Annotated in this window: 12 protein-coding genes; 7 read left to right on the top strand and 5 right to left on the bottom strand. The window is 57.7% G+C overall.

The annotated features are described in order from the left end of the window. Positions 1-13: 13 nt before the first annotated feature. Positions 14-232, top strand: a complete 219-nt coding sequence (locus E2F50_RS21245; protein ID WP_133318190.1) for a DUF1674 domain-containing protein — start codon at positions 14-16, stop codon at positions 230-232. A 48-nt stretch (positions 233-280) separates the two neighbouring features. Beyond that, positions 281-727, top strand: coding sequence for a thermonuclease family protein (locus tag E2F50_RS21250; protein WP_133318191.1), 447 nt, complete (start codon positions 281-283; stop codon positions 725-727). A gap of 11 nt (positions 728-738) precedes the next feature. Here the strand turns inward: E2F50_RS21250 and acs are convergent, their stop codons facing one another. Then, positions 739-2,691, bottom strand: a complete 1,953-nt coding sequence (acs, locus tag E2F50_RS21255) for an acetate--CoA ligase (RefSeq protein ID WP_133318192.1) — start codon at positions 2,689-2,691, stop codon at positions 739-741. Positions 2,692-2,916: 225 nt separating this feature from the next. On the opposite strand from acs, the gene E2F50_RS21260 reads away from it, so the two are divergent. Both E2F50_RS21260 and E2F50_RS21265 read left to right on the top strand, forming a co-directional pair. Then, positions 2,917-3,627 carry a DUF1013 domain-containing protein gene (locus tag E2F50_RS21260; protein WP_133318193.1) on the top strand — a complete coding sequence of 237 codons (711 nt, stop codon included), beginning with the start codon at positions 2,917-2,919 and terminating at the stop codon, positions 3,625-3,627. Between the two features lie 36 nt (positions 3,628-3,663). Further along, entirely contained in the window at positions 3,664-3,897 is a 234-nt protein-coding gene (locus E2F50_RS21265; RefSeq protein WP_133318194.1) for a BrnA antitoxin family protein, read from the top strand. Between the two features lie 33 nt (positions 3,898-3,930). On the opposite strand, the gene E2F50_RS21270 is transcribed toward E2F50_RS21265, so the two are convergent. Both E2F50_RS21270 and E2F50_RS21275 read right to left on the bottom strand, forming a co-directional pair. Beyond that, positions 3,931-5,856: a propionyl-CoA synthetase gene (locus tag E2F50_RS21270; protein ID WP_133318195.1), complete on the bottom strand. Its 1,926-nt coding sequence runs from the start codon at positions 5,854-5,856 to the stop codon at positions 3,931-3,933. Between the two features lie 88 nt (positions 5,857-5,944). Then, positions 5,945-6,604 carry a YggS family pyridoxal phosphate-dependent enzyme gene (locus E2F50_RS21275; RefSeq protein ID WP_133318196.1) on the bottom strand — a complete coding sequence of 220 codons (660 nt, stop codon included), beginning with the start codon at positions 6,602-6,604 and terminating at the stop codon, positions 5,945-5,947. 178 nt (positions 6,605-6,782) lie between these two features. Between E2F50_RS21275 and leuS the strand changes: the two genes are divergently transcribed. Genes leuS through holA form a run of 3 tightly spaced genes read left to right on the top strand, consistent with a single transcriptional unit; the run spans position 6,783 to position 10,994 of the window. After that, positions 6,783-9,413 carry a leucine--tRNA ligase gene (gene leuS, locus E2F50_RS21280; protein ID WP_133318197.1) on the top strand — a complete coding sequence of 877 codons (2,631 nt, stop codon included), beginning with the start codon at positions 6,783-6,785 and terminating at the stop codon, positions 9,411-9,413. After that, the gene (locus E2F50_RS21285) at positions 9,403-9,966 is read left to right on the top strand and encodes a hypothetical protein (protein ID WP_133318198.1); all 564 of its coding nucleotides are present in this window, start codon (positions 9,403-9,405) and stop codon (positions 9,964-9,966) included. The genes leuS and E2F50_RS21285 overlap by 11 nt, the downstream gene beginning before the upstream one ends. Next, positions 9,954-10,994, top strand: coding sequence for a DNA polymerase III subunit delta (holA, locus tag E2F50_RS21290; RefSeq protein WP_133318199.1), 1,041 nt, complete (start codon positions 9,954-9,956; stop codon positions 10,992-10,994). Before E2F50_RS21285 ends, holA begins: the two co-directional genes overlap by 13 nt. 11 nt (positions 10,995-11,005) lie before the next feature. Here the strand turns inward: holA and E2F50_RS21295 are convergent, their stop codons facing one another. Together E2F50_RS21295 and E2F50_RS21300 are read right to left on the bottom strand one after the other, a co-directional pair. Then, entirely contained in the window at positions 11,006-11,884 is an 879-nt protein-coding gene (locus E2F50_RS21295) for a ParB/RepB/Spo0J family partition protein (RefSeq protein ID WP_133318200.1), read from the bottom strand. A 27-nt stretch (positions 11,885-11,911) separates the two neighbouring features. Continuing rightward, positions 11,912-12,703 carry a ParA family protein gene (locus tag E2F50_RS21300; protein ID WP_133318201.1) on the bottom strand — a complete coding sequence of 264 codons (792 nt, stop codon included), beginning with the start codon at positions 12,701-12,703 and terminating at the stop codon, positions 11,912-11,914. Between the last annotated feature and the right edge of the window lie 2 nt (positions 12,704-12,705).

Raw genomic sequence — 12,705 nt, forward strand, 5'->3', positions numbered from 1 at the left:
GTGAAGCTAACCCATGCAGACTGCAGATAACGACAATATGCACGAAGTGGCGGACGAAAACTCGCGGAAAAAACCTCTCACTCCTGCAGCGCAACGTGCTCTTGAGGAAGCGGAGGAGCGTCGCCAGGCCGCGGCTCAGGTGAAAATGCCCGAGGAGATCGGGGGCCGAGGCGGTGCCGATCCGGCCCGCTTCGGAGACTGGGAGATCAACGGCCGCGCCATCGACTTCTGAGCAAATATTCCTATTGACTTGAACCAGAAAACGGAATTTATTCCTTTCATGGTCAAGAAGTCTGTCATACTTGCTGCTTGGTTTTCCGCTCTTGGCGCGGGTGCCTTGGCACGGGAAGAGATCTCCGGCCCGGTCACGGCAGAAATCCTGCGGGTGATCGACGGAGACACAATTCTCGTAGAAGCGCAGCCTTGGCCGCAGCAGAAGATAGAGGTCTATGTCCGGATCCGCGGAATCGACACCCCGGAGATGAACTCCCGCTGCGAAATCATCCGGGAAAGCGGACGACGCGCGCAACGAGCCCTGGAAGCGATGACGGCGTCATCGCGCAGGATTGAGCTTAGCCGAATTTCCGGCGACAAGTATTTCGGCCGGATCGTTGCTGACGTGAGATTTGCCGATGGGCGGGACGCCGCAAACAACCTGCTTCTTGCCGGGCTTGCCCGGCAGTACGATGGGGGTCGCAAACCTCGTGAAGTATGCGACGCCCCCTAAATAACTGGCGATCAGGCCGACTTGTTCTGACGATTCTCGATCAGATCATCCACCACGGCTGGATCAGCCAGCGTTGACGTGTCGCCGAGCGCACCAAAATCATCTTCCGCGATCTTGCGAAGGATACGGCGCATGATCTTGCCTGATCGGGTTTTCGGAAGCCCAGGCGCGAACTGGATCTTATCCGGTGCTGCAATGGGGCCGATCTCGTTGCGGACATGTTTCACCAGTTCCTGCCGCAGTGCATCGGTCCCTTCATGGCCGGACATCAGGGTGACGTAGCAATAGATGCCCTGCCCCTTGATGTGATGCGGATAGCCGACCACGGCTGCCTCGGAGACCAGGTTATGGGAGACGAGCGCTGATTCCACCTCTGCCGTGCCGAGCCTATGTCCGGAAACATTGAGAACATCATCGACCCGCCCGGTGATCCAGTAATAGCCATCAGCATCGCGTCTGCAGCCGTCACCGGTGAAATACTTTCCCTTATAAGTCGAGAAGTAGGTCTGGATGAACCGCTCATGGTCGCCGTAGACCGTCCGCATCTGGCCCGGCCAGCTGTCGGTAATGCAGAGGTTTCCGTCTGCCGCGCCTTCAAGCACATTGCCTTCATTGTCGACCAGCTGAGGCTTGACGCCGAAGAATGGCTTCGTGGCAGAACCAGGCTTCAAATCGGTCGCACCCGGCAGAGGCGTGATCATGTGGCCGCCGGTTTCCGTCTGCCACCAGGTGTCGACGACAGGGCAGCGCTTGTCGCCAACGACCTCGTAATACCATTCCCAGGCTTCCGGATTGATCGGTTCACCGACCGTGCCGAGCAGGCGCAGGCTTTCGCGCGACGACCGCTTTACGAACTCGTTCCCGGCTCCCATCAAGGATCGGATGGCCGTGGGCGCCGTGTAGAAAATGTTGACCTTGTGCTTGTCGACGATTTCCCAGAAGCGGCCCTGGTCGGGAAAATTGGGAACGCCCTCGAACATCAGCGTTGTGGCGCAATTGGCAAGCGGCCCATAGACGAGATAGGAATGTCCCGTCACCCAGCCGACATCGGCGGTGCACCAGTAGATGTCGCCGTCGTGGTAGTCGAACGTGTATTCGTGGGTCATCGCGGCGTAAACGAGATAACCGCCGGTCGTGTGTAATACACCTTTGGGCTTTCCCGTCGAGCCGGACGTGTAGAGGATGAAAAGCGGATCCTCCGCCTTCATCTTGACCGGCTCGCAATGCGGCTTCACGCTGGCGATTTCCTGATGGTACCAGAGGTCGCGCCCCGGCGCCCAGTTGGTCTTGCCGCCGGTACGGCGAACCACGAGAACCTTGTTGACCGTAACATATTGCTTGGCCGCAATGCGGATGGCCGTATCGGTGTTCTCCTTGAGCGGCACGGGCTTGCCACCGCGCACGCCTTCGTCACAGGTGATCACGAAGGTGGACTGGCAATCGATAATGCGCCCGGCCAGCGCTTCGGGTGAAAAGCCACCGAAAACAACGGAATGAACCGCGCCGATACGGGCACAAGCCAGCATCGCATAGGCCGCTTCCGGGATCATCGGCATGTAGATGGTAACGCGGTCGCCCTTCCTGACCCCCTGCTTTTTCAGGACATTGGCCAGGCGGCATACCTGATCGTAAAGCTGGTTATAGGTGATCTTCTTGTCGATATACGGATTGTCACCTTCCCAGATGATGGCTGTCCGCTCGCCGTGCGTCTTCAGGTGCCGATCGATGCAGTTGTAGGAGACATTGGTCAGCCCATCTTCGAACCATTTGATGGAAACCCGGCCCTTGAACGAGGTATTCTTCACCTTGCTATAAGGCTTGAACCAGTCGATGCGCTTGCCGTGCTTGCCCCAGAACTTATCCGGATCCTCGACGCTCTCCTCATACCATTTTTCGTATTTTGCCTGATCGATGAGCGCCTTCGTCTTGGCTGCCTTAAGAACCGGATAGATTTTTTCCGACATGAACTCCTCCCTACTGTGCCCTGAAAACGATGTATCGAACCTCAAGGCGATATGTCCGGCATTCATAGCAGCTGCGGCAAGAGCAGCAATTAGACAAACGGTCATGCCGCATCACGAATTGCAATTCGGTCCCAATTCGATTATAGCTCCGATGAATTCCCGGAAATTTGTGGTTGATACCCACGGCCCGCGACACCGGCGCGGACGGACAGAGGAACTATATCCATGGCTCAACAATTGCTCATGCCGAAGGCGACGGCCGTATGGCTGGTCGACAATACCGCACTTTCCTTTGATCAGATCGCTCAGTTCTGCAAGCTGCATCCTCTTGAGGTCAAGGCGATTGCCGATGGCGAGGCGGCCCAGGGCATCAAGGGTCTTGATCCGATCGCGACGGGACAGCTTTCCCGCGATGAGATCCAGCGCGCCGAGGGCGACGTCAATTACAGGCTGAAGCTATCTGAGCCCAAGGTTCGCGTGCCTGAATCCAAGCGGCGCGGACCGCGCTACACCCCGGTATCCAAGCGTCAGGATCGCCCGAACGCCATCCTCTGGCTGGTTCGCAACCATCCGGAATTGAAGGACGCCCAGATTTCCCGCCTCGTGGGGACGACCAAGTCGACGATCGAGCAGATCCGCGAGCGTACCCATTGGAACGCCACCAACCTGACGCCGATGGATCCGGTGACGCTTGGCCTCTGCAGCCAGATCGACCTTGATCTGGAAGTGGAAAGGGCGTCCAAGGGCCGTCCCCTGCCCACCGCTGCGGAACTCGGCGCTTCGCTGCAGCCAGCCGCTGAAACCGAGAACCTTGGCTTCAGCTATCGCACGGAGCGCGAGGACGAGAAGGAAATCGACGCAAATGCGGTGTTTGCGAAGCTCAGCTCGCTCAAATCAACCCGTCGTGACGACGATAATGAAGAAGATCGCTTCTAAGGCTTTGGCTTGAGGCGACGCGACGGAGACAGGCACATGGCATCTACGCCCAGACGTCCGGTCAATCCCATGGATGCGGCCGAAGCCTTGTTCAAGCCTGCCGCAAAGGAGGCAGCGCCGGCGGTTGAAAGGCCGGCGGTGCCCAACAGCCGCGAAACCGTATCTCTAAGGATCGATAGCGATGTCCTGTCCTTCTTTCAGGAGGACGGGCCTGGATGGCAGGACCGAATCAACGACGCTCTGCGTGCCGCCATGCTTGCCAAAGGCTGATTGTTTTCAACCTCCTGCTCGCTTGCCACATCCTCAAGAAGACGAACCACGCGCCTCTTTCGCATAGCCATTGTGCTTGAGAACTATGGTGATAGTCTCCAGAACCGCAGCATCCTCAATCGTTGCCGGCATTTTCCATGGCTGATCATCGGCAATCTTCTGCATCGTTCCACGCAGGATCTTCCCGGATCGCGTTTTCGGCAGCTTTGGCACCACTATGACGGTCTTGAAGGCGGCAACCGGGCCGATCTCGTTACGCACCAGTTCGGCAACCTCCCGCGAAATTCCCTTTTCATCACGGGAAACATTGTTCTTCAGAACGATAAAGCCGCAGGGAATTTGCCCCTTGATGCTGTCATTGACGCCGATCACCGCGCATTCCGCCACGTCCGGATGCCTGGCGCAAACCTCCTCCATTCCACCGGTCGATAAACGATGGCCAGCGCAGTTGATGATGTCGTCCGTTCTCGCCATCACAAATACGTAGCCGTCTTCGTCGATCAGCCCGGCATCCGCGGTTTTGTAATAGCCCGGGAATTCTGACAGGCATGTTTCTCGGAAACGCTGATCGGCGTTCCAAAAGCTCGGCAGGCATCCGGGCGGCAGGGGCAGCTTGATGACCAGATTGCCGAGCATTCCCGGCGTAACGGGATGACCCATGTCGTCCAGTACCTCAAGGCGGTAACCCGGCATCGGCCGCGTCGGCGACCCGTGCTTGAAGGGCATCAAATCGAGGCCAAGCGGATTGGCCGCAATCGGCCATCCGGTCTCCGTCTGCCACCAGTGATCGATCACCGGAACCTTGAGCTGCTGCTCTGCCCACTTCAAGGTTTCGGGGTCGGCGCGTTCACCTGCCAGGAACAGGGCCCGCAGGCTGAGAAGATCATAGTTCTGGACCAGTTCGCCTTCAGGATCGTCGCGGCGGATTGCGCGAAAGGCGGTCGGCGCGGTGAACAGAACTTTGACGTCATGCTCGCCGGCGACCCGCCAGAATGTACCTGCATCCGGCGTGCCTACCGGCTTTCCTTCATAGATGACGCTCGTAATGCCTGCCAGCAAAGGCGCATAAACGATATAGGAATGGCCGACGACCCAGCCGATATCTGAGGCAGTCCAGAAAACCTCTCCAGGTTTGACTCCGAAGATATTTTCCATGCTCCAGTGCAGCGCCACCATGTGCCCGCCATTGTCGCGGATCACTCCCTTCGGCTGCCCTGTCGTTCCGGACGTATAGAGGATGTAGAGCGGATCGGTTGCTGCCACCGGAACACATTCCACAGTCCTCCCGCGCGCACGCTCTATAGCTTCGGCAAAATCGAGGTCCCCACGCTCTGCGCGCAAGTCTACCCAAAGCTGTTCGCGCTGGAGAACCAAGCAGTGCCGTGGTTTGACATCTGCCAACTCGATGGCTTGGTCTAGCAGAGGTTTATACGCCACCACCCGCCCCGGCTCTAGGCCGCAGCTGGCCGTGATAACCAACTTCGCCTCCGAATCATTCAATCGGGCTGCGAGTTCCTGAGCCGCAAATCCGCCGAAGACGACCGAGTGAACCGCGCCGATGCGTGCACAGGCCAGCATGGAAAAGACCGCTTCAGGCACCATGGGCATGTAGACGATGACACGATCGCCCTTTTGTATACCGAGGTCGATAAGAGTGCCGGCAATAGCCGAGACCTCGGACAGAACCTGATCATAGGTGAAAGTACGCTTCTCTCCCGACATGGCGCTGTCGTAGATAAAGGCCTGCCGGCTACCATGGCCGGCAGCGACATGCCGATCCAGGCAGTTGAAGCAGGTATTCGTCTCGCCTCCGATGAACCACCGGCCGTAAACGCCCTGATCTTCATCGAAGACCCTGTCCGGTGGCTTGAACCAGTGAATTGCTTCAGCAGCGGCTTTCCAGAATGCCTGCGGGTCTCTCTGCCACTCGTCATAAACCTCGAAATAGCGGCTTTGCATCTGAACCTCCCCTTCTGGATTGCGCTGCCAGAACGGAACAATTTAGAAGGCGCAGGAGGCTCGGGAAAGCCCGACCAAAGCTTTAGTTCTAACGCACGCCGAAGATCGCTGAGCCCACACGGACACTGGTTGCACCGAACTCGACAGCGGTTTCGAAATCTCCCGACATCCCCATGGATAACCTTTGCAAGCCGCATTGATCAGCGAGCTTGGCAAGCAAGGCGAAGTGAGGCCCAGGATTTTCGTCTGCCGGCGGAATGCACATCAGGCCCTCGATCAAAAGCCCGAGATCCCTGCGGCAGAGTTCAACGAAGGCAGCCGTCTCTTGAGGATCGATGCCGGCCTTTTGAGGCTCCATCCCAGTGTTGACCTGGACATAAAGCCTTATTGGTTTACCCTGCTTTTTTATCTCTTCGGCCAGGGCTCGGGCTATCTTCTCCCGATCCACCGTTTCGATCACGTCGAACAAGGCGACCGCGTCTGCCGCTTTGTTGGACTGCAGCGGGCCAATCAGGTGAAGCTCGATATCCGTTGTTTCCGCTTTCAGCTCTGGCCATTTGCCCTGGCTCTCCTGCACTCTGTTTTCGCCAAACACGCGTTGGCCGGCCAGGATCACTGGGCGGATCTGCTCGGCGTGGAACGTCTTGGACACGGCAACCAGCGTCACGGACCCCGCCGGTCGCTTGGCCTGCCGCTCGACCGTCTCGATCCTTGACCTGACGTCCTTCAGTCGTTCCTCGACGCTCATCTACCGCCCTTTCTGTTTCTTGTGATAAGAGCGCTTAATCCCCATATGACGCCTTGCCAAGGGCGCTCTGGCGAAAGTTTACGGACGTCCCGAAGCCCCTAAAAACTTGACGCTTGCGGCCTTTCATGGTGAAGGTCAGCCCGACTCCTGATCCAGATTTTCCCGGAATATCATCGAAATGGCGACTGAACGTTATAATCCGCGCGATGCCGAGCCTCGTTGGCAGCAAAAATGGAACGAGGCCAAGGTTTTCGAAACCGACAACAGCGATCCGCGCGAGAAATATTACGTCCTTGAGATGTTCCCTTACCCATCGGGTCGTATCCACATGGGCCATGTGCGCAATTACGCCATGGGTGACGTGGTGGCGCGCTATAAGCGTGCTCGTGGCTTCAACGTTCTGCACCCGATGGGCTGGGATGCTTTCGGTATGCCGGCCGAGAATGCCGCTCGCGATAACAAGGTCCACCCCAAGACCTGGACCTACCAGAACATCGAATCGATGAAGAAGCAGCTGAAGGCCATGGGCCTGTCGCTGGATTGGTCGCGGGAATTTGCGACCTGCGATGTGGAATATTACCAGCAGCAGCAGCACCTCTTCCTCGACATGATGGAAAAGGGCCTGGTCTACCGCAAGCAGTCCAAGGTCAACTGGGATCCGGTCGATCAGACCGTTCTCGCCAATGAACAGGTCATCGACGGTCGTGGCTGGCGCTCCGGCGCGCTGGTGGAGCAGCGCGAGCTGGTACAGTGGTTCTTCAAGATCACTGATTTCAGCCAGGATCTGCTGGATGAGCTCGACAATCTGGATCAGTGGCCGGAAAAAGTCCGGTTGATGCAGAAGAACTGGATCGGCCGGTCGGAAGGCATGGTGATCCGCTGGGAGATCAATGGATCGACGGCGCCTGCCGGCGAGACGGAGATCTCCGTCTATACGACGCGGCCCGACACGCTGTTTGGCGCATCCTTCCTGGCCATTGCTGCTGATCACCCGGTGGCCAAGGCTGCTGCCGCTCAGAATCCGGCTATCGAAGCCTTCGCGGAAGAGTGCCGCCGGCAGGGAACATCGCTTGCCGCCTTGGAAACTGCCGAGAAGAAGGGGATCGACACGGGCATCCGCGTCAGGCATCCGCTCGACTCTTCTTGGGAGCTGCCGGTCTATGTCGCGAATTTCGTGCTGATGGAATATGGCACGGGCGCAATTTTCGGCTGCCCGTCCGGCGACCAGCGCGATCTTGATTTCGCGCGCAAGTATTCTCTGCCGGTCGTCCCCGTCGTGATGCCAAAGGACGGCGACGCGGCAAGTTTTACCGTGGGCGACACAGCTTATGTCGACGACGGCGTGATGATCAATTCCCGCTTCCTGGACGGCAAGACGACCGACGAGGCCTTCCAGATCGTTGCGGATATGCTGGCGGCACAGACGCTGAACGGCGCTCCCCAAGGCGAGCGCAAGGTGAATTTCCGGCTGCGCGATTGGGGTATTTCCCGCCAGCGCTATTGGGGTTGCCCGATCCCCGTCATCCATTGCGACGACTGCGGCGTGGTTCCGGTGCCTAAGAAGTCTCTGCCGGTACAGCTGCCGGATGACGTCACCTTCGACCAGCCCGGCAATCCGCTCGACCGTCATCCGACCTGGCGTCACGTCGCCTGCCCGCAATGCGGCAAGGACGCCCGTCGGGAAACTGACACCATGGACACGTTTGTCGATTCGAGCTGGTATTTCACCCGCTTTACGGCGCCTTGGGAAGCCGCGCCGACCGATCATGCCGTTGCGAGCCGGTGGCTACCTGTCGACCAGTACATCGGTGGCATTGAGCATGCGATCCTGCACCTGCTCTATTCCCGCTTCTTTACCCGCGCGATGCGCGAAACCGGCCATGTGGATGTCAAGGAACCCTTCAAAGGGCTCTTCACGCAAGGAATGGTGGTGCACGAGACCTATAAGCTCGGCACCGGCCAGAACGGCGAGTGGGTCGCACCCGCAGATATCAGCATCGAGGAAATCGACGGAAAGCGGCGCGCCACCCTGTTGAGGAGCGGCGAAGAGGTGACGATTGGTTCGATCGAAAAGATGTCGAAGTCCAAGAAGAACGTCGTCGATCCGGATGATATCATCGCCTCCTATGGCGCCGATACAGCCCGCTTCTTCGTTCTGTCGGATTCTCCGCCGGACCGTGATGTGATTTGGTCGGAAGCTGGTGTGGAAGGCGCGCACCGGTTTACGCAACGGCTGTGGCGCCTGATCTCCGAGGCGTCTGAGACGCTGAAGGGCGTCGCACCGGCGCCTGCCCATCAGGGGGAGGGTCTGCCTGTGTCACAGGTCGCTCACAAGACTCTCCAGGCGGTCCAAGCCGATCTGGACAAGCTGTCCTTCAACAAGGCCGTGGCGCGCATCTACGAGCTGGTCAACGCCCTGGCCGGGCCACTGACGGATGTCGCTGCCGGCAAGGGCGATGCTGCTTACCATGCCGCAGTTCGCGATGCCGCAGAAATCCTGATCCAGATCGTAGCGCCTATGGCGCCGCATCTGGCGGAAGAATGCTGGGCCGCTCTCGGCAATGATGAAATCGTTTCGCGCACCGCTTGGCCGCGCTACGAGGACGCTCTGGTCGTTGAAAACGAGGTGACGCTGCCCGTTCAGATCAACGGCAAGAAAAGAGCCGAATTGACAATCGCTCGCAGCGCAGATCAAACTGCCGTCGAAGCCGCCGTTCTGGCTTTGGACGCGGTGCAGGCGGCTCTAAATGGCCAGGTGCCGAAGAAGATCATCGTTGTCCCACAGAGGATCGTCAACATTGTCGCTTGACCGCTCACTCCGCCTCATCGCCATGGCTGCAGGCGTCATAACACTGACGCTGCTTTCCGCATGCCAGGTCCGCCCGCTTTATTCCGAGAGCGGCGGCGTCGGGCAGCGCTTGTCATCGGTCGAGTTCTCCGATCCGCGTAACCGGATCGAGCAGGTGGTTCGCAACCACCTGGTTTTTCTCGCCTCCGGAGGAGCGGGCGAAAACCCACGTCCTGAATATGAGGTCAAGCTTTCGGCGAAAAGCACCGCGTCGAGCATTCTCGACATCACCTCTGACGACGATACGGTTACGGTGACCAACACGCCGATAGCCGGCCGCGTCGAAGTACAGGTCACCTATACGCTTTCCCGCGTCAGGGACGGACAGGTGCTGAAATCCGCAACGCGGGAAGTGGTCTCTCAGATCGACGTCTCAGGCCAGACATTCGCAAAGCTGCGCGCGATCCGTGACGCGGAGAACCGTGCATCGCGAGAAGCGGCCGAATTCATTCGTGCGGAGATTGCCATTGCGTTGTCTCGCGAGCCGCAGCCCCAGACCGTATGGCAGAAATAAAGTCTCACGAATTCGATCGCTTTGTCGAAAAGGCGGTCGACGCCTACAAGGTCTTTGTCATCTACGGCCCGGATCGCGGTTTGGTGTCGGAACGCGCTACGCTTCTTGCCGCAAAGACGGGCGCTTCATCTGATGACCCTTTTGCCATGCTGAAGCTCGATGTCTCTGATCTTCAGGGGGATCCAGGCCGACTATTGGATGAGGTCAATTCACTTGGTCTGTTTGGCGATGCCAAGCTCATCTGGCTGCGAGGGGCAGCCAATGAGAAGCCTCTGATCGATGCACTCCAAATTCTGGCCGACGGGCGTCCGCCTGCCAATATTCTTATTGTTGAAGCCGGCGACCTAAAAAAAGGGGCCGGTCTGCGAAAAATTGCTGAGCCGGCTAAAACAATTGCTATCGTGCCATGTTACGCAGATGACGCCCGCGCTATCCAAGGCCTGATCGATGTCGAACTCGCTGCCGACAACCTCCGCATCAACAGCGCAGCAAGGTCAAGGCTTGTCGAGCTGTTGGGTGGAGATAGGGTTGCTTCCCGCAATGAAATCCGAAAACTGGCACTCTACTGTCGTGGTGCCAATACAATTGAGGAGCATCACGTCGATGAAATCATCGGCGATGCGAGCAGTATCTCAACTGATGAAGCTGTTGATGCCGTGCTTGTCGGTGATATTGCCAGTCTGCAGCGTTCGGTCCAGAAGATCGTCGCGTCAAAGACACCCATCTTTCTTGTACTGCAGTCATGCCTCAAACAGCTCCAGATGCTGGACATGATGAAATGCGAAATGGAGGAAAAGAAGCTTCAGCCGGGTCAGGTGATGATGACGCTCGGGCGACATATCCACTTCAAACGCAAGCCGCTGATAGAAAAAGCGCTTCGGAACTGGAGCCTGCCAGCTTTGGCTCGCGAAGCAGAGCGTCTTCAAGCGGCCGTTCTCGCATCTCGACAGCGGCAAAGTCTCGAACCTGACATCGCCTTCCACGCGCTAATGGCAGTAGCTGTCCAGTCTCGCAGGCAGCAGGCTTAGCCGCCGCGAGCCTACTTTCGCTCAAGTAGCCGGCAGATTTCTTCAAGTTGGTCCAAGCTGCGATAGTTGATCCTTATCTGGCCTGTCCCACCCTTGTGATTGATCTTCACATCCAGTCCCAGCGTATCGGAAAGCGTTCGCTCCAGCGCCAATGTGTCGGAATCCTTTTCAACGCTTTTGAGTCCCGCTGCCGGCTCGGACTGTGCTTTAACATCATTTTGGGCTAAACGCTCGGCGTCACGAACAGACATGCCTTTAGCCACGATAGTGCGGGCGAGCGCGGCTGGATCCGAAGTTGTCACAAGAGCGCGAGCATGCCCTGCAGAGAGGTCGCCGGCTGATAGCATATCACGAACGGGATCAGGCAATTTCAGAAGACGTAGGCTATTGGCAACGTGGCTTCGGCTCTTGCCGATAATCTCGCCCAAGTCGTTCTGCGTATATCCATGCTCAGCGATGAGCTGTTCGTAACCAAGCGCTTCTTCGAGCGGGTTGAGATCCGAGCGCTGGACATTCTCAACAATGGCGATCTCAAGCGCAGTCCGGTCGTCAACATCACGGACGATGACAGGGATCTCAACCAAGCCGCCCAACTGCGCGGCACGCCAACGTCGCTCGCCGGCGATGATCTCGTAGCGACTGTCACGCGGCCGCACGACGACCGGCTGAACAATGCCATGCTGCCGGATAGAATTTGCGAGATCCTGAAGCTCGCCTTCGTTAAAGCTCCGTCGCGGATTACGCGGATTGCGCGAAACCAATTCGATAGGCACCAGCCGATCGGCATCCACCTTCTTCGGCGCAGCATCAGCAGCAAAGGGCTGATCCATTTCGCCTATGAGAGCAGCAAGACCGCGGCCCAGACGCCGCTTTGAAGGATCATCATTCATTGTCGACCTATGGATTATTGAAGCAGATCAAGCTGCTTTTCGGCGGCGCTCGCGCTGTATTACCTCGGATGCGAGTTGAAGATATGCCTGGCTACCAGCGCATTTCAGATCGTAAAGGATAGCCGGCTTTCCATGTGACGGAGCCTCGGAAACCCGAACGTTGCGGGGGATGAGTGTATGGTAGACCTTGTCGCCAAGGTAGCTGCGCACATCCGTGACCACCTGCTGCGCAAGGTTGTTTCGGGCATCGAACATGGTAAGAACGACACCCTGAATATCGAGTGTGGGATTAACCGTTCGCCGCACCTGATCGACTGTCTCCAGAAGCTGACCCAGACCTTCAAGCGCAAAGAACTCGCATTGGAGTGGCACCAGCACAGAATGCGCCGCTGCCATCGCGTTCATCGTTAGCAAATTGAATGACGGAGGGCAGTCGACGAGTATATAGGAGTAGCTGGCAGCAGCGTCGGAGCCAAGCGCACGTCGTAGCTTAAAGGCGCGGTCGCTCGACTGAGAGATCTCCATCTCGAAGCCAAGCAGATCCATAGTTGAGGGAACGATGAACAGGTTGGGGACAGCGGTTTCCATAGCCGTTTCTTGTACATCATTATAGCCCATCAACAGGTCGTAAGACGACAGTTTACGGTCTTTCCGATCGATACCGAGGCCGGTGCTAGCGTTACCTTGGGGGTCAAGATCGACAATAAGAACCCGCTCACCGATAGCGGCAAGTGCGGTCGCAAGGTTGATGGCAGTGGTCGTTTTCCCAACACCGCCCTTCTGGTTTGCAATGGTGATGATCCGGTTTCTATCAAACATAC

It is taken from the genome of Rhizobium deserti (genome assembly GCF_004358025.1).
GTDB classification, from domain to species: Bacteria; Pseudomonadota; Alphaproteobacteria; order Rhizobiales; family Rhizobiaceae; genus Neorhizobium; species Neorhizobium deserti.

Coding starts and splice junctions, on each gene's coding strand:
- E2F50_RS21295 (WP_133318200.1), bottom strand. CDS start 11,884: ATGAATGATGATCCTTCAAAGCGGCGTCTGGGCCGCGGTCTTGCTGCT.
- E2F50_RS21275 (WP_133318196.1), bottom strand. CDS start 6,604: ATGAGCGTCGAGGAACGACTGAAGGACGTCAGGTCAAGGATCGAGACG.
- E2F50_RS21270 (WP_133318195.1), bottom strand. CDS start 5,856: ATGCAAAGCCGCTATTTCGAGGTTTATGACGAGTGGCAGAGAGACCCG.
- E2F50_RS21260 (WP_133318193.1), top strand. CDS start 2,917: ATGGCTCAACAATTGCTCATGCCGAAGGCGACGGCCGTATGGCTGGTC.
- E2F50_RS21245 (WP_133318190.1), top strand. CDS start 14: ATGCAGACTGCAGATAACGACAATATGCACGAAGTGGCGGACGAAAAC.
- leuS (WP_133318197.1), top strand. CDS start 6,783: ATGGCGACTGAACGTTATAATCCGCGCGATGCCGAGCCTCGTTGGCAG.
- E2F50_RS21250 (WP_133318191.1), top strand. CDS start 281: ATGGTCAAGAAGTCTGTCATACTTGCTGCTTGGTTTTCCGCTCTTGGC.
- E2F50_RS21300 (WP_133318201.1), bottom strand. CDS start 12,703: ATGTTTGATAGAAACCGGATCATCACCATTGCAAACCAGAAGGGCGGT.
- holA (WP_133318199.1), top strand. CDS start 9,954: ATGGCAGAAATAAAGTCTCACGAATTCGATCGCTTTGTCGAAAAGGCG.
- acs (WP_133318192.1), bottom strand. CDS start 2,691: ATGTCGGAAAAAATCTATCCGGTTCTTAAGGCAGCCAAGACGAAGGCG.
- E2F50_RS21265 (WP_133318194.1), top strand. CDS start 3,664: ATGGCATCTACGCCCAGACGTCCGGTCAATCCCATGGATGCGGCCGAA.